Origin of the sequence: Isoptericola sp. NPDC060185, from assembly GCF_042728595.1 — a bacterium.
Classification (GTDB): Bacteria; Actinomycetota; Actinomycetes; order Actinomycetales; family Cellulomonadaceae; genus Isoptericola.
This window is the reverse complement of record NZ_JBHWYY010000052.1, coordinates 11,984-27,619: the sequence shown is the minus strand read 5'-3', so window position 1 is coordinate 27,619 and position 15,636 is coordinate 11,984. Positions and strand designations below refer to the sequence as shown.

The window sequence follows — 15,636 nt, the reverse complement described above, 5'->3', positions numbered from 1 at the left end:
GGTTGCGCACGTTCTCAGCGGTGGGAACGTGCGCAACCGCCTGTTCGGCGCCCTGTGCGGGCGAGGGTCAGCCGGCGACGAGGCGGCGCGCGGCGTCGCGGTGCTCGGCGAGCAGGGCGGGCACGTCGAGGCCGACGACCGCGCCGTCGACGACCCGCCAGTCGCCGCCCACCATCACGCGGTCGGCGCGGTCGGCGCCGCACAGGAGGAGGGCGGCGACCGGGTCGTGCGAGCCGGAGAAGCGCGGCTCGTCCAGGCGCCACAGGGCGAGGTCGGCCTGCTTGCCGACGGCGAGGGTGCCGAGGTCGTCGCGGCCCAGCACGCGGGCCGAGCCGCGGGTCGCCCAGCCCAGGGCGCGCGCCACCGGCACGGACGCGCCGTACTTGAGGCGCTGCAGGTAGAGGGCCTGGCGGGCCTCCGGCATCATCGTGGAGGCGTCGTTCGACGCCGAGCCGTCGACCCCGAGCCCGACGGGCACGCCTGCGTCCTCGAGCTCCAGGACGCGCGCGATGCCGGACGCGAGCCGCATGTTCGACGTCGGGCAGTGTGCCACCCCCGTGCCCGCCGCGCCGAGGCGGGCGATCTCCTGGTCGTCGAAGTGGATGCCGTGGCCCAGCCAGGCGCGGTCGGTCAGCCAGCCCACCGACTCGAGGTAGTCGACCGTGCGCATGCCGAAGCGCTCGCGCAGGAAGTCCTCCTCGTCGATCGTCTCGGCGAGGTGGGTGTGCAGCCGCACGTCGTGCCGCGCGGCCAGTTCGGCCGTGTCCTGCATGTTCTGGGTCGTCACCGAGAACGGCGAGCACGGCGCCAGCGCGATCTGGATCCGCGCGCCGTCGCCCCGCTCGTGGTACGTCGAGATCAGGCGCTCGGAGTCCGCGAGGATCGTGTCGGCGTCCTGCACCACCGACTGCGGCGGCAGGCCGCCGTCGTCCGTGCCGAGCGTCATCGAGCCGCGCGTCAGCGTGGCGCGCATCCCGAGCTCGAGGACGGCCGCGACCTGGATGTCGATCGCGTCGTCCAGGCCAGCCGGGAAGACGTAGTGGTGGTCGGCCGCCGTGGTGCAGCCGGACAGCAGCAGCTCGGTCAGCGCGACCTTCGTCGCGAGCTCGTGGGCGCGCGGCGTGAGGCGCGCCCACACCGGGTACAGCGTGGTGAGCCAGGGGAACAGCTCGGCGTCCGCGACCGGCCCCCAGGCCCGCGTGAGGGTCTGGTAGAAGTGGTGGTGCGTGTTGATCAGGCCGGGCGTGACCACGTGCTCCGACGCGTCGAACGTCTCGTCGACGGGGGCGGCGGGGGTCGCGCCGGCGGCGACCAGCTCGGTGATCACGCCGTCGGTCACGACGACGCCGCCGCGCGCGTCGGGCGCCTCGGGGGAGTCGTCGGCGGTGAAGACGGCCAGCGGGTTCTTGATCCAGGTGCTCATCGGTGCCTCCTGACGGCGGCGCCCGGGAGACCGGCGCCGCGTCGCGCCGGCTCAGTGGGCCTGTCTGCCGATCCAGGGAGCCACGGCCGCACGCCGCCCTCGCCGGGGACGCTAGGCGAGCCGCGCGACGCCGTCAACGGGTCGCCGGTGGCGGGCAGGGGCGTGCGACCATGACGTCCATGTCGCGCGCCAGCCTGGAGAAGAAGCCCGCCGAGGTCGCGTCGATGTTCGACGGCATCGCGCGGCGCTACGACCTCGTCAACGACCTCGTCTCGCTCGGGCAGGACCGCCGCTGGCGCCGGGCCGTGGTCGAGGCCGTGGCTGCGGTCCCCGGCGAGAAGGTGCTCGACCTGGCGGCCGGCACCGGCACGTCGAGCGAGCCGTTCGCGGCCGACGGCGCGCTCGTCGTCCCGTCCGACTTCAGCCTCGGCATGCTCGCCGTGGGCAAGGCGCGCCGCCCCGACCTGTCGTTCGTCGCGGGTGACGCGACCCGGCTGCCGTTCGCCGACGGGGCGTTCGACGCCGCGACGATCAGCTTCGGCCTGCGCAACGTCGTGGACACGGACGCCGCGCTGCACGAGATGCTGCGGGTGGTGCGGCCGGGCGGTCGCGTCGTCATCTGCGAGTTCTCCACGCCCACCTGGGCGCCGTTCCGCGTGGTGTACCAGGAGTACCTGATGGGGGCGCTGCCCGTCGTGGCGGGAGCGGTGACCCGCGACCGGGGCTCGTACGACTACCTGGCGGAGTCGATCCGCGCCTGGCCCGACCAGGACGCGCTCGGCCGTCGGCTCCTCGCCGCCGGGTGGGAGCGGGTGTCGTACCGCAACCTCGCCGGCGGCATCGTCGCGCTGCACCGGGGCGTGCGGCCCGCCTGAGGCAGATCCGTTCGGCAAGGGGTGCGTCCGTTCGGCACCGTCCCGTGCCGAGCAGACGCACCCGCTGCCGAGCTGGTCGACGTCAGCCCTCGGTGGCCCGGTCCTTGGCGAGCGGCGAGTACTCCGCGACCTTGGCCTGCACGCGCGGGTCGTTCCAGGTCTCCGTCGCCCAGTCCTTGGCCTTGTCGAGCTGCTGCCGGCCCTTCTCGGTGCCGAGCAGGTAGCCGAGCGCTGCGCCGACGACGAATGCGGGTCCTGCCTTCATGGGTGGAGCCTCCTGGAGGTCTGGCTGCGGTGGATGGCGCGGGTTCGTCCGACGTCCCGCGTGCGCACGACCGTAGGCACGTCGGGGCGTGCACGCACCCCGCGACATGCCGACGCCCGTACCCTTCCGGACCTGCGGCGACGTGGCCCCGGGGGTGCGCCGGGGCGGTGTCGCGGCAAGGAAGGGTTACCTTCCTACACATCGCCCCGCGAACGTGACTAGAGTGCTCGACAAGAGTTGTGATGGGGTTCACAAATCGACTCCGGCACCGTCGCCGGGGCGCTCGAGGGAGCGAGGTGGGCACGTGCGGGCAGGTCGTTCAGACGACGCTGACGTGATCGTGGTGGGCGCCGGTCCGGCCGGGACGTCCACCGCTCACTGGTGCGCGTCGGCAGGCCTCGACGTCCTCGTGCTCGACAAGGCGTCCTTCCCCCGCGACAAGGTCTGCGGCGACGGCCTGACGCCCCGCGCGGTGGGGGAGCTCGCCCGCATGGGCCTCGGCACCCGCGCCGAGGACGGGTGGATCCGCAACGAGGGCCTGCGGGTGGTCGCGGGCGCGCGCTCGTGGGAGCTGCCCTGGCCCGACCTCGACTCCTACCCCGGCTACGGCATGGCCCGGTCCCGCATGTCGCTCGACCACCGCCTCGCCCAGCACGCGCAGGCCAGCGGCGCCAAGCTCCTCGAGCGCACCAAGGTGACCGGCCCGCTGGTCGACGACCGGGACGGCCGCGTGGTGGGCGTCCGCACGCAGCCGCTCGACGGGCGGGGACGCGCCGACGGCGCCGAGGCCGTCTACCGCGCGCCCGTCGTCGTCGCGGCCGACGGCGTCTCCTCCCGCTTCGCGACCGGGCTCGGCATCACGCGCCGCGACGACCGCCCGCTGGGCACGGCGGTGCGCACCTACTTACGCACGGAGGGCACGTCCCGCCACGAGGACGCGTGGATGGAGTCGCACCTCGAGCTGTGGGACGGCGCCCCCGGGGAGTCGAACCTGCTGCCCGGCTACGGCTGGATCTTCGCGCTCGGCGACGGCACCGCCAACGTGGGCCTCGGCTCCGTGAGCTCCACGCCCGCGCGGCAGTCCGCCACCGGCCACGACTACCGCGGCATGATGCAGGCCTGGATGCGCAACGCTCCCGCCGAGTGGGGCTTCACCCCCGAGAACCAGGTCGGGCCGATCCGCGGCGCGGCGCTGCCGATGGGCTTCAACCGCAGCCCCCTCTACCGCGACGGCGCGATGCTGGTGGGCGATGCGGCCGGCATGGTCAGCCCGTTCAACGGCGAGGGCATCGCGTACGCCCTCCAAGCGGGTCGGGTCGCGGCGGACGCGATCGCGCAGGCGCGCACCCGCACCACCGACGACGCGCGCGAGCGGACGCTCGCGTCCTACGCGGACCGGATGCGGGCCGACCTGGGCGGCTACTACACGTTGGGCCGCTGGTTCGTGCGGCTCATCGAGCACCCGCAGGTCATGCGGATCTGCGTGCGGTACGGGCTGCCGCGCCCGGTGGTCATGCGGTTCGTGCTCAAGCTGCTGTCCGACTGCTACGAGCCGCGCGGCGGTGACTGGGTGGACCGGGTCATCGCGGGGCTCACGAGGGTGGTGCCGGCGGCATGAGCGCGGCACGACGATCGGGCGGGGTCAGCAGAGCATGAGCGCACACGAGCACGAAGGAGTGGTCGAGATGCACGAAGTCGGGCGCGGCGGCGCGGCGGCGCGGACGGGAGCGGCACGATGACGAATCCGTACGTGCCGGTCCTCATGCTCATGGGCGTGGCCCTGGTGCTCGCCGTGGGCGGCGTGGCGGCGAGCGCCGTCATCGGCCCCAGGCGCTACAACCGCGCCAAGCTCGACGCGTACGAGTGCGGCATCGAGCCGACGCCGCACGCCGTCGGCGGCGGGCGGCTGCCCGTCAAGTACTACCTGGTCGCGATGACGTTCATCGTCTTCGACATCGAGGTGGTCTTCCTCTACCCGTGGGCGGTGGACTTCGCGGCGCTCGCCGGCTTCGGCCTGGTGGCGATGCTGTCGTTCCTCGCCCTCATCACCGTGCCCTTCGTCTACGAGTGGCGGCGCGGCGGCCTGAGCTGGGTCTGACCCGGCGCACGACCAGCACCAACAGCACGACCTGCACGACCTGCACGACCCAGAACGACACGGCACTACGGACGGCGACGATGCCGGCACGATCCGGCACCGATGCTCACGAAGGGGAGGGGTCATGGGCCTGGAAGAGGCTCCGTCGGGCTTCCTGCTGACGACGATCGAGGACCTGGCGGGCTACCTGCGCAAGGCGTCCGTGTGGCCGGTGACGTTCGGACTGGCGTGCTGCGCCATCGAGATGATGGCGGCCGGCGCGTCGCGGTTCGACCTGTCGCGGTTCGGCATGGAGGTCTTCCGGGCGTCGCCGCGGCAGGCGGACCTCATGATCGTCGCGGGCCGGGTGAGCCAGAAGATGGCCCCGGTGGTGCGGCAGGTCTACGACCAGATGAGCGAGCCCAAGTGGGTGCTGTCCATGGGCGTGTGCGCGTCCAGCGGCGGCATGTTCAACAACTACGCGATCGTGCAGGGCGTCGACCACATCGTGCCGGTCGACGTGTACCTGCCCGGCTGCCCGCCGCGCCCGGAGATGCTCATCAACGCGATCCTCGCGCTGCACCAGCACATCCAGGACTCCCCGCTGGGCGTGAACCGCCGCGAGGCGGCCGCGGCCGCGGAGGCGGCGGCCCTCGAGGCCACGCCCACGTTCGAGCTCAAGGGGCTGCTGCGATGACGGGGGAGGTCGTCGCCGGCGGCGAGCCGGCGCAGGACGGTCGGGGGCCCGAGGTCGTCGAGGTGCGCCAGGGCATGTTCGGGGTGCGCGGCTCGGGAGACACGTCGGGGTACGGCGGGCTGGTCCGGACCGTGGCGCTGTCGGGCCCGGCGACGCGCCCCTACGGCGGCTGGTTCGACGAGGCCGTCGACGTGCTCGCGGAGGTGCTCGGCGCGGCCGGGGTCGCGTTCGAGGACGCGGTGGAGCGGGTGTCGGTCGACCCGCAGACCGACCCGCCGAGCCCGCACGCCGAGCTGACGCTGCACGTGGCGCGCGAGCACCTCGTGGCCGTCTGCCGGGCGCTGCGCGACGACCAGGACCTGCGGTTCGAGCTCAGCCTCGGCGTCTCGGGCGTGCACTACCCGCAGGACGAGGGCCGCGAGCTGCACGCCGTCTACCACCTGACCTCCGTGACGCACGGGCGTCGCATCCGCCTCGAGGTGTCGGTGCCGGACGCCGACCCGCACATCCCCTCGACCACCGGGGTGTACCCCACCAACGACTGGCACGAGCGCGAGACCTGGGACTTCTTCGGCATCGTCTTCGACGGCCACCCGGGCCTGGCGCGCATCGAGATGCCGGACGACTGGCCCGGGCACCCGCAGCGCAAGGACTACCCGCTCGGCGGCATCCCCGTGGAGTACAAGGGCGCCACGGTGCCGCCGCCGGACACGAGGAGGCAGTACTCGTGACGTCTGGAACCTTCACCGCCACCAAGGCGCCGACCGACGAGTTCGACCCGGGCGTCCCCGGGTTCGAGGCGTCGGGCGGCGACTGGGACGAGATCGCCCGCGAGGCCGTGGGCGAGGAGCGCATCGTCGTCAACATGGGCCCGCAGCACCCGTCCACCCACGGCGTGCTGCGCCTCATGCTCGAGATCGACGGCGAGACGGTCACCGAGGCCCGCTGCGGCATCGGCTACCTGCACACCGGCATCGAGAAGAACATGGAGTTCCGCACCTGGACGCAGGGCACCACGTTCTGCACCCGGATGGACTACCTGGCGCCGCTCTTCCAGGAGTCGGCCTACTGCCTCGCCACGGAGAAGCTGCTGGGGATCACGGACGACGTGCCCGAGCGGGCGTCGATCATCCGCGTGCTGATGATGGAGCTCAACCGGGTGGCCTCCCACCTCGTGTGCCTCGGCACGGGCGGCAACGAGATGGGCGCGACCACGGTCATGACCATCGGGTTCACGGCCCGCGAGGAGATCCTGCGGCTGTTCGAGGCCGTCACGGGCCTGCGCATGAACCACGCCTACGTGCGGCCGGGCGGCGTCGCCCAGGACGTGCCCGAGGGGTTCGAGGACCAGGTGCGCGCCGCCCTGCCCAAGATCCGCATGTACCTCGGCCAGCTCGGTGACCTCATGCTCGCCAACCCGATCTTCAAGGCGCGGCTCACCGACGTGGGGGTGCTCAACCTCGCCGGGTGCATGGCCCTCGGCATCACCGGGCCGGTGCTGCGCTCCACGGGTCTGCCCTACGACGTGCGCAAGGCGTTCCCCTACTCGGGCTACGAGACGTACGACTTCGACGTGCCGACGTCGACCGACGCCGACTGCTACTCCCGCGTCGTGCTGCGGCTGGAGGAGTGCTACCAGTCGCTGCGGATCGTGGAGCAGTGCCTCACGCGGCTCGAGGACACCGCCGGCGCCCCCGTCATGGTGGCGGACAAGAAGATCGCGTGGCCGGCGCAGCTCGCGGTCGGCGCGGACGGCCAGGGCAACTCGCTCGACCACATCCGCCAGATCATGGGCACCTCGATGGAGGCGCTGATCCACCACTTCAAGCTCGTCACCGAGGGCTTCGGCGTCCCGGCCGGGCAGACGTGGCAGACCGTGGAGCACCCGCGCGGCGAGCTCGGCGTGCACGCCGTGTCCGACGGCGGCACCAAGCCGTACCGGGCGCACTTCCGCGACCCGTCGTTCAACAACCTCCAGGCCGTGTCGGTGATGTGCGAGGGCGGCCAGGTGGCCGACGTCGTCGTCGCCGTCGCGTCCCTGGACCCGGTGCTGGGAGGGGTCGACCGATGACGGCAGAACCCACGAGCGCGCGCTCGCAGGCCCGGTACGACGCCGACACGCTGGCGTCGCTCACCGCCGACGCCGCCGCGATCAAGGCGCGCTACCCGGACCCGCGCTCCGGCCTGCTGCCGATGCTGCACCTGGTGCAGTCGGTGGACGGGTACGTGAGCCGCGACGGGATCATGTTCTGCTCCGAGCAGCTGGAGCTGACGCCCGCGGAGGTGAGCGCCGTGGCCACCTTCTACACGCAGTACAAGCGGCACCCCAACGGCACCTACACCGTGGGCGTGTGCACCAACACGTTGTGCGCGGTCATGGGCGGGGACGCCATCTTCGACGAGCTGAGCGAGCACCTCGGCGTCGGGCACGACGAGACCACCGAGGACGGCGCGATCACGCTGGAGCGCGTCGAGTGCAACGCCGCCTGCGACTACGCGCCGGTCGTGATGGTCAACTGGGAGTTCTTCGACAACCAGACGCCGGAGTCGGCCACGGACCTCACGGACCGGTTGCGCGCCGGGCAGGAGGTCGCGCCGACGCGCGGCGCGTCGTCGGTGTGCGGCTTCAAGCAGATGAGCCGCGTGCTGGCGGGGTTCACCGACGGTCGCGCGGACGAGGGCGTCGGGGCGGGGGAGCCTTCGCTCGCCGGTCTGCGGCTGGCGCGCGCGGCGGCCGCCGTCGACGGTGCTGGGGCGGAGGGGGCGGGGGATTCCTCGTCGCCGGGCGCGCCATCCGCCTCGGTCGTTCCTCCCTCGGCTCCCGCCAGGCCCGACCAGCCCGGCGACGAGGATTCCCCCGCCCCCTCCTCGGACGGCTCGTCGGCCGGCAGGCCCGACCAGGCCGAAGTACCGCCGGAGACGGGCGGGGAGCAGTCGAGCGCGGAGCGCAAGCCGACGACCTCCGAGGACGTCGAGCCGAAGGAGGGCAGCGATGACTGAGCTCATGCCGGTGCTCACGGACACGTGGGACGCGGAGCGGTCGTGGAAGCTCGCCGCCTACGAGGCGGCCGGCGGGTACGCCGGGCTGCGCAAGGCGCTGACGATGGAGCCGGGCGACCTCGTGCAGACGGTCAAGGACTCGGGCCTGCGCGGCCGCGGCGGCGCCGGGTTCCCGACCGGGATGAAGTGGGGCTTCCTGCCCCCGCCGGACGGCGGCCCGCGCTACCTCGTGGTCAACGCGGACGAGTCCGAGCCGGGCACGTGCAAGGACATCCCGCTGATGCTCGCCAGCCCGCAGCACCTGGTGGAGGGCATCGCGATCACGAGCTACGCGATCGGCTGCCACCACGCGTTCGTCTACGTGCGCGGCGAGGTGCTGCACGTGTACCGGCGGCTGATGGCCGCGGTGCAGGAGGCGTACGACGCGGGGTTCCTCGGCAAGGACGTGCTCGGCTCCGGCTTCGACCTGGAGGTCACCGTGCACGCCGGGGCCGGCGCGTACATCTGCGGCGAGGAGACGGCGCTGCTCGACTCCCTCGAGGGCAAGCGCGGCCAGCCGCGCCTCAAGCCGCCGTTCCCCGCCGTCGCGGGCCTGTACGCGCGGCCCACGGTGGTGAACAACGTCGAGTCGATCGCGTCGGTGCCGGGCATCGTCGCCCGCGGCGCGGACTGGTTCGCCGGCATGGGCACCGAGCGGTCGCAGGGGCACGGGCTGTTCTCGCTGTCCGGGCACGTGACGCGGCCGGGCCAGTACGAGGCGCCGCTGGGCATCACGCTGCGGGAGCTGCTCGACCAGGCCGGCGGCATCCGCGCCGGGCACCAGCTGAAGTTCTGGACGCCCGGAGGCTCGTCGACGCCGCTGTTCACCGCCGACCACCTCGACACCCCGCTCGACTACGAGTCGGTGGGCGCGGCCGGGTCGATGCTCGGCACCCGCGCACTGCAGCTCTTCGACGAGACGACGTGCGTCGTGCGGGCGGTCAGCCGGTGGACGGACTTCTACGCGCACGAGTCGTGCGGCAAGTGCACCCCGTGCCGCGAGGGCACCTACTGGCTCAAGCAGGTGCTGCACCGCATCGAGGCGGGCCAGGGCGAGGAGCGCGACGTCGACCTGCTGCTCGACCTGTGCGACAACATCCTCGGGCGCGCGTTCTGCGCCCTCGGCGACGGCGCGACGTCCCCGGTGACGTCGAGCATCCAGCTGTTCCGCGACGAGTACCAGGCGCACATCGACGGCCACGGCTGCCCCTTCGACCCGAGCGCCAGCGCACTGTTCCCGTACACCCCCAAGCAGACGCCGGCGCTCGCCGGGGCGGGAGGTCACTGATGACGGCGACCGTCGACAACACCGGCAAGCCGGCCGCACCTCCGGTCGAGACGGTGACTCTCACCATCGACGAGGTCGAGGTCACCGTGCCGAAGGGCACGCTGATCATCCGCGCGGCCGAGCAGGTGGGCATCCAGATTCCCCGGTTCTGCGACCACCCCCTGCTGGAGCCGGCGGGCGCGTGCCGCCAGTGCCTGGTCGAGGTCGCGATGCCCGACCGTGAGGGCAACGTGCGACCCATGCCGAAGCCGCAGGCCTCCTGCACGATGACGGTGACGCCGGGCATGGTCGTCAAGACGCAGCGCACGTCCGCCGTCGCCGACAAGGCGCAGCACGGGGTCATGGAGCTGCTGCTCATGAACCACCCGCTGGACTGCCCGGTGTGCGACAAGGGCGGCGAGTGCCCGCTGCAGAACCAGGCGATGAGCAACGGCCGCGCCGAGTCCCGGTTCGAGGACGTCAAGCGCACGTTCCCCAAGCCGATCGCCGTCTCCACCGAGATCCTGCTCGACCGCGAGCGCTGCGTGCTGTGCCAGCGCTGCACCCGGTTCAGCGACGAGATCGCGGGCGACGCCTTCATCGCCCTGCAGGAGCGCGGCGCGCACCAGCAGATCGGCCGCTTCGACGAGACGGTGCTGGACTTCGCGCCGCCGCAGGGGGAGCCCGCCGAGGCCACGTTCGGCTCGGCGGCGGCCACGGCCGGCGGCCAGCCGTTCGCGTCGTACTTCTCCGGCAACACCGTGCAGATCTGCCCGGTGGGCGCGCTGACCGGCGCCGCCTACCGGTTCCGCTCCCGGCCGTTCGACCTCGTCTCGACGCCGGGGATCTCCGAGCACGACTCCTGCGGCGCCGCGATCCGCGTCGACCACCGGCGGGGCGTCGTGCTGCGCCGGCTGTCGGGGGAGGACCCGGCGGTCAACGAGGAGTGGATCACCGACAAGGACCGGTTCGCCTTCACCTGGCAGGCCGCGCCCGACCGCCTCACGGTCCCCCTGGTGCGGGACCGGGAGCTCGACGCCGACGGCGCGGTCGTCTCCCGCGGGGAGCTGCGGCCGGCGTCGTGGGTCGAGGCGTTCGAGCTGGCGGCCGAGGGCCTCGCCGCGGCGCGGGCCGCCGGCGGCGTGGGGGTGCTGCCGGGCGGCCGCCTCACCGTCGAGGACGCCTTCGCCTGGTCGCGCTACGCCCGCACGGTGCTCGGCACGGACGACGTCGACCAGCGCGCCCGTGTGGGCTCCGCGGAGGAGACGGCGTTCCTCGGGCACGCGGTGGCCGGCACCGGTCTGGGGGTGACCTTCGGCGACGTGGAGGCCGCCCCGGCGGTGCTGCTGGCGGGGCTCGAGGCCGAGGAGGAGGCCGGCATCACCTTCCTGCGGCTGCGCAAGGCCGTGCGCGCCCACGGGACCAAGGTCTGGTCCGTGGCGCCGTTCGCCAGCCGCGGGCTCGCCCGCCTGGACGGCACGCTGCTGCCCGCCGCCCCGGGCACCGAGGCGGAATGGCTCGGCATCCTCGCCACCCGCGCCGGCGGCGGACTCGTGCCCGCCGACTCCGACGCCGCGACGCTGGGCGCCGTCGCCGAGGGTCTCGCCGCCCCCGGCGCGCTGATCCTCGTCGGCGAGCGGCTCGCGTCGTCGCCCGGGGCGTACGGCGCGGCCCTGCGGCTCGCCGAGACCACCGGCGCACGGCTCGCCTGGATCCCTCGCCGCGCGGGGGAGCGCGGCGGTCTGGAGGCCGGGCTGCTGCCGGGGCTGCTGCCCGGCGGGCGCCCGGTCACCGACCCCGCGGCCCGCGCCGAGGTGGCCGCGGCCTGGGGCGTCGACGCCGATGCCCTGCCGGCCGCGCCCGGTCGCGACGTCTCGGAGATCCTCGACGCGCTGTCCGTCGGGCAGCTCGGCGGCGCGCTCGTCGGGGGCGTCGAGCTCGCCGACCTGCCCGACCCCGCGCACGCGCGGACCGCCCTCGGTTCCGCGGGCTTCGTGGTCTCGCTGGAGGTGCGGCGCTCGGAGGTGACCGAGCTCGCGGACGTCGTCCTCCCCGTCGCCCCACCGGCCGAGCGGGCCGGGTCGTACTGGAGCTGGGAGGGGCGCGTCCGCGCCTTCGGCCAGGCGCTGGAGTCCGCCGCGCTGCCCGACCACCGGGTGCTCGACGCGCTCGCCGCGCAGGCCGGGGTCGCGCTCGGCGCGGCGACGCCCTACGACGCCCACCGGGCGATCGCGGCGCTGCCCGCCTGGGGCGGCGCCCGGGTCCCGGCCCCCGCGCCGGAGCCCGTGGAGCCGCCCGAGGTCCCCGCCGGCGCCGCCGTCCTGGCGAGCTGGCACCTGCTGCTCGACGACGGCGCCCTGCAGGACGGGGAGCAGTTCCTCGCCGGCACGGCCAAGCGGCCCGTGGCGCGGATGTCCGCCGCCACCGCGGCCGCCGTCGACGTGTACGACGGCGACCGGGTGACCGTCGCGACCGACCGCGGCTCGCTCACGGTCCCCGTCGCGATCACCGAGATGGTCGACCACGTGGTCTGGCTGCCGCTCGCGTCGCGCGGCTGCCGCGTGCACGACACGCTCGGCGCGGCCCCCGGCGACCTCGTGCGCATCGGGCCGCCCGCCGAGCCGGTCGGCGCGGGCGCCCCGGCCGGCTCGACCGACGAACAGGGAGGGGCCGCATGATCCCCGGAGTCGCCGCCGACTTCAGCAACGACTGGCTGTGGGTCTCGCTCATCAAGGCCGTGCTCATCGTCGTCTTCCTGCTGACGAGCGTGCTCTTCGCGATCTGGTTCGAGCGGAAGGTCGTGGCGCGCATGCAGGTGCGCCCCGGACCCAACTGGCACGGCCCGTTCGGCCTGCTCCAGTCGCTCGCGGACGCGATGAAGCTGCTGCTCAAGGAGGACGTGAACGTCACCCGCGCCGACCGGGTCGTGTACCTGCTGGCGCCGATGATCTCCGTGTTCTGCGCGCTGCTGGTCTTCGCGGTCATCCCGTTCGGCCCCGAGGTGACGATCCCGTTCACCGACTACTCGACGCCCGCGCAGCTCACCGACTTCCCGGTCGCGATCCTCTACGTCCTGGCCTGCGCGTCGATGGGCGTCTACGGCATCGTGCTGGGCGGCTGGTCCTCCGGCTCCACGTACCCGCTGCTGGGCGCCGTGCGCTCCACCGCCCAGGTCATCTCCTACGAGCTGGCGATGGGGCTCTCCCTGGTCAGCGTGTTCATCATGGCCGGCTCGATGTCGACGTCGCAGATCGTCGCGTCGCAGGCGGGCGTCTGGTGGTTCCTGCCGCTGCTGCCCGCGTTCGTCGTCTACGTCATCTCGATGATCGGCGAGACCAACCGCCTCCCGTTCGACCTGCCCGAGGCCGAGGGGGAGCTCGTCTCCGGCTACATGACCGAGTACAGCTCGATGAAGTTCGCCTGGTTCTTCCTGGCGGAGTACATCAACATGCTCAACGTCTCCGCCGTCGCGACCACCCTGTTCCTCGGCGGGTGGCGCGCGCCGTGGCCGCTGTCGGCGATCAACGACGGGATGTTCAACACCGGCTGGTGGCCGGTGCTGTGGTTCCTGGTCAAGCTCTGGCTCGTCATGTTCGTGTTCGTGTGGGTCCGCGGCACCCTGCTGCGGCTGCGCTACGACCAGTTCATGTCGTTCGGCTGGAAGGTGCTCATCCCGGTCGCGCTGTGCTGGGTCGTGGTGCTCTCCGTCTTCCAGTACCTGGGTCTCGCTGGCATCACGCGCACGCAGCTCATCACCGGCGTGGCCGTCGCGGCCGTGGTCGTCGTCGGGCTGCTGTGGTTGTGGCCCGAGCGCAAGCCGTCCGGCGCCGCCGCTCCCGGCGGGCCACCGGGCGGCGCCCGCCGGCCCGCCGGGGAGTTCGACGCCTTCGCCGACGGCTTCCCCGTGCCGCCGATGCCGGGCCAGTCCCTGCCGCCGTCGCCCCGCGCCCGCCGGCACGTCCCGCAGGCCGCCGACGTCCCGGCCGCCGCCTCCGCCGTCGACCGATCCGAGGAGACGCGATGACCGACAAGCCGTACGAGCCGCTGCGCCCGAGCAAGGGGCCGCTGGGCGACCTGTTCGCCCCGGTGGCCGGGTTCGGCGTGACGTTCTCCTCCATGTTCCGGCCCACCGTGACGGAGCAGTACCCGCGCACGAAGACGCCGCCGCAGCGCCGCTACCACGGCCGCCACCAGCTCAACCGGTACGCCGACGGGCTGGAGAAGTGCATCGGCTGCGAGCTGTGCGCGTGGGCCTGCCCGGCGGACGCGATCTACGTGGAGGGCGCGGACAACGCCGACCTGCCCGACGGCGAGCACATGTCGCCCGGCGAGCGGTACGGCCGCGTCTACCAGATCAACTACCTGCGCTGCATCTTCTGCGGGCTGTGCATCGAGGCGTGCCCCACCCGGGCGCTGACGATGACCAACGACTACGAGCTGGCCGGGCCCGACCGCGCGGGGATGATCTACGAGAAGCAGGACCTCCTCGCCCCGCTCGCCGAGGGCATGCTCGCCGCACCGCACCCGATGGTCGAGGGCACCACGGACACGGAGTACTACCGGGGCGAGGTCACCGCGCCCACGGCCGAGCAGGTGGACTGGGTGCGCGAGCACCGGCCCGACGACCCGACCCTGGACGCCGCCGCGCGTGTCGTCCACGGCGACGCCCCGCCTCCGACGCCCCGCCGGCACCGGCTGCGCGGCAGCGCCACCAAGGCGGCCGTCGCGACCCGGCAGGCCGCGGAGGGCGGGCACGTCGCGACGCTGCCGACCTCCGACGCCGCCGAGGACCGCTCGTGACCGCGTCGGGCGCGGAGGCCGCGCTCTTCTGGGTGCTCGCGCCGCTCATGGTGCTCGCCGCGCTCGGGCTGCTCTTCGCCCGCAAGGCGGTGCACGCCGCGGTCTGCGTGATGTTCGTGATGGTCGGCCTGGCGATCCTCTACGTCGCGCAGGAGGCGCCGTTCCTCGGCGTCGTGCAGGTGGTCGTGTACACCGGCGCCGTCATGATGCTCTTCCTCTTCGTGCTGATGCTGGTGGGCGTCGACGCCGCCGACTCCCTGACCGAGACGATCAAGGGACAGCGGTGGGTCGGGGTGCTGTTCGGGCTCGGGCTCGCCGTGGTGCTCCTCGGCGTGATCGCGCAGGCGAGCTTCCCGCCCGCGGTCGGGCTGGCCGAGGCCAACGCGGTCACCAACCCCGTGGCGCTCGCCCGGGTGCTGCTCGGCGACTACGTGCTGGCCATGGAGGTGGTCGGCGTCCTGCTGGTCACCGCGGCCCTCGCGGGCCTGGTGCTCACGCACCGGCGCCGGCTCAGCGTGCGGCCCACCCAGCGGGTGCTCGCCGCGGCGCGGGTCGCCGGCATCGAGCAGGGGCGCACGCTCACGCCGCTCCCCGCGCCGGGCGTCTACGCGCAGAACAACGCGATGGACACGCCGGCCCTCGGGCCCGACGGCGCGCCGCTGCCGCACTCGGTGCCCCGGGTGCTGCGCATCCGCGGCCAGGAGCGGTCGGCGACGGCGGTGCTGTCCGAGGAGGACACGCTCGTGCCGCGCGACGACCTGCGCCTCATCGGCGTCGGGCCGGAGCCTGGCACCGCGGTCGAGCAGGCCGGTGACCCGGTCGCGACGGGCACGGCCGACCGGGACGGTTCGGCCGAGGCGGACGACGAGGACGGGGAGTTGCGCTGATGGAGATCACCAACTACCTGGGGCTGGCCGCGATCCTGTTCGCGATCGGCGCGACGACGGTGCTGCTGCGGCGCAACGCCATCGTGGTGTTCATGGGCGTGGAGCTGATGCTCAACGCCACCAACCTCGCGTTCGTGACGTTCGCGCGCATCCACGGCGACGTGACGGGCCAGGTGCTCGCCTTCTTCGTGATGGTGGTCGCCGCCGCCGAGGTCGTGGTGGGGCTCGCGATCATCATCACGATCTTCCGCTCCCGCCGGTCGGCCTCGGTCGACGACGTCAACCTGCTGCAGAGCTGAGAGGCCT

At 73.3% G+C, this 15,636-nt stretch carries 15 protein-coding genes; 13 read left to right on the top strand and 2 right to left on the bottom strand.

What is annotated here, in order from left to right; all coding sequences use genetic code 11:
- Window positions 1-67: 67 nt before the first annotated feature.
- The gene (locus tag ACFWDO_RS15450; RefSeq protein ID WP_380315303.1) at window positions 68-1,423 is read right to left on the bottom strand and encodes an 8-oxoguanine deaminase; all 1,356 of its coding nucleotides are present in this window, start codon (window positions 1,421-1,423) and stop codon (window positions 68-70) included.
- A 179-nt stretch (window positions 1,424-1,602) separates the two neighbouring features.
- On the opposite strand from ACFWDO_RS15450, the gene ACFWDO_RS15445 reads away from it, so the two are divergent.
- Entirely contained in the window at window positions 1,603-2,298 is a 696-nt protein-coding gene (locus tag ACFWDO_RS15445) for a demethylmenaquinone methyltransferase (protein ID WP_380315306.1), read from the top strand.
- Between the two features lie 82 nt (window positions 2,299-2,380).
- Here ACFWDO_RS15445 and ACFWDO_RS15440 read toward each other — a convergent pair whose 3' ends face one another.
- Complete coding sequence (locus ACFWDO_RS15440; protein ID WP_380315309.1) at window positions 2,381-2,563, bottom strand: hypothetical protein; 183 nt, start codon at window positions 2,561-2,563, stop codon at window positions 2,381-2,383.
- A 304-nt stretch (window positions 2,564-2,867) separates the two neighbouring features.
- On the opposite strand from ACFWDO_RS15440, the gene ACFWDO_RS15435 reads away from it, so the two are divergent.
- The 12 genes from ACFWDO_RS15435 (at window position 2,868) to nuoK (ending at window position 15,629) form a co-directional block, all read left to right on the top strand.
- Entirely contained in the window at window positions 2,868-4,181 is a 1,314-nt protein-coding gene (locus ACFWDO_RS15435; protein ID WP_380315312.1) for a geranylgeranyl reductase family protein, read from the top strand.
- A 117-nt stretch (window positions 4,182-4,298) separates the two neighbouring features.
- A complete protein-coding gene (locus ACFWDO_RS15430) occupies window positions 4,299-4,661 on the top strand; it encodes an NADH-quinone oxidoreductase subunit A (protein ID WP_380315315.1) in 363 nt (120 codons plus the stop codon).
- Window positions 4,662-4,785: 124 nt separating this feature from the next.
- Window positions 4,786-5,337 carry a NuoB/complex I 20 kDa subunit family protein gene (locus ACFWDO_RS15425; RefSeq protein ID WP_380245150.1) on the top strand — a complete coding sequence of 184 codons (552 nt, stop codon included), beginning with the start codon at window positions 4,786-4,788 and terminating at the stop codon, window positions 5,335-5,337.
- The gene (locus tag ACFWDO_RS15420; protein ID WP_380315318.1) at window positions 5,334-6,068 is read left to right on the top strand and encodes an NADH-quinone oxidoreductase subunit C; all 735 of its coding nucleotides are present in this window, start codon (window positions 5,334-5,336) and stop codon (window positions 6,066-6,068) included. The genes ACFWDO_RS15425 and ACFWDO_RS15420 overlap by 4 nt, the downstream gene beginning before the upstream one ends.
- Window positions 6,065-7,408: an NADH-quinone oxidoreductase subunit D gene (locus ACFWDO_RS15415; RefSeq protein WP_380315321.1), complete on the top strand. Its 1,344-nt coding sequence runs from the start codon at window positions 6,065-6,067 to the stop codon at window positions 7,406-7,408. The genes ACFWDO_RS15420 and ACFWDO_RS15415 overlap by 4 nt, the downstream gene beginning before the upstream one ends.
- Window positions 7,405-8,337 (top strand): NADH-quinone oxidoreductase subunit NuoE, encoded by a 933-nt coding sequence (nuoE, locus tag ACFWDO_RS15410; RefSeq protein WP_380315323.1) that lies wholly within the window; start codon window positions 7,405-7,407, stop codon window positions 8,335-8,337. The genes ACFWDO_RS15415 and nuoE overlap by 4 nt, the downstream gene beginning before the upstream one ends.
- On the top strand, window positions 8,330-9,664 hold the full coding sequence (gene nuoF, locus ACFWDO_RS15405) for an NADH-quinone oxidoreductase subunit NuoF (protein ID WP_380315326.1): 1,335 nt from the start codon (window positions 8,330-8,332) through the stop codon (window positions 9,662-9,664). The genes nuoE and nuoF overlap by 8 nt, the downstream gene beginning before the upstream one ends.
- Complete coding sequence (locus ACFWDO_RS15400; protein WP_380315329.1) at window positions 9,664-12,321, top strand: NADH-quinone oxidoreductase subunit G; 2,658 nt, start codon at window positions 9,664-9,666, stop codon at window positions 12,319-12,321. Before nuoF ends, ACFWDO_RS15400 begins: the two co-directional genes overlap by 1 nt.
- Window positions 12,318-13,667 carry an NADH-quinone oxidoreductase subunit NuoH gene (gene nuoH / locus ACFWDO_RS15395; RefSeq protein WP_380315332.1) on the top strand — a complete coding sequence of 450 codons (1,350 nt, stop codon included), beginning with the start codon at window positions 12,318-12,320 and terminating at the stop codon, window positions 13,665-13,667. The genes ACFWDO_RS15400 and nuoH overlap by 4 nt, the downstream gene beginning before the upstream one ends.
- A complete protein-coding gene (nuoI, locus tag ACFWDO_RS15390; protein WP_380315335.1) occupies window positions 13,664-14,443 on the top strand; it encodes an NADH-quinone oxidoreductase subunit NuoI in 780 nt (259 codons plus the stop codon). The genes nuoH and nuoI overlap by 4 nt, the downstream gene beginning before the upstream one ends.
- Complete coding sequence (locus ACFWDO_RS15385; RefSeq protein ID WP_380315338.1) at window positions 14,440-15,330, top strand: NADH-quinone oxidoreductase subunit J; 891 nt, start codon at window positions 14,440-14,442, stop codon at window positions 15,328-15,330. The genes nuoI and ACFWDO_RS15385 overlap by 4 nt, the downstream gene beginning before the upstream one ends.
- The gene (nuoK, locus tag ACFWDO_RS15380) at window positions 15,330-15,629 is read left to right on the top strand and encodes an NADH-quinone oxidoreductase subunit NuoK (RefSeq protein ID WP_380241969.1); all 300 of its coding nucleotides are present in this window, start codon (window positions 15,330-15,332) and stop codon (window positions 15,627-15,629) included. The genes ACFWDO_RS15385 and nuoK overlap by 1 nt, the downstream gene beginning before the upstream one ends.
- Window positions 15,630-15,636: the final 7 nt, after the last annotated feature.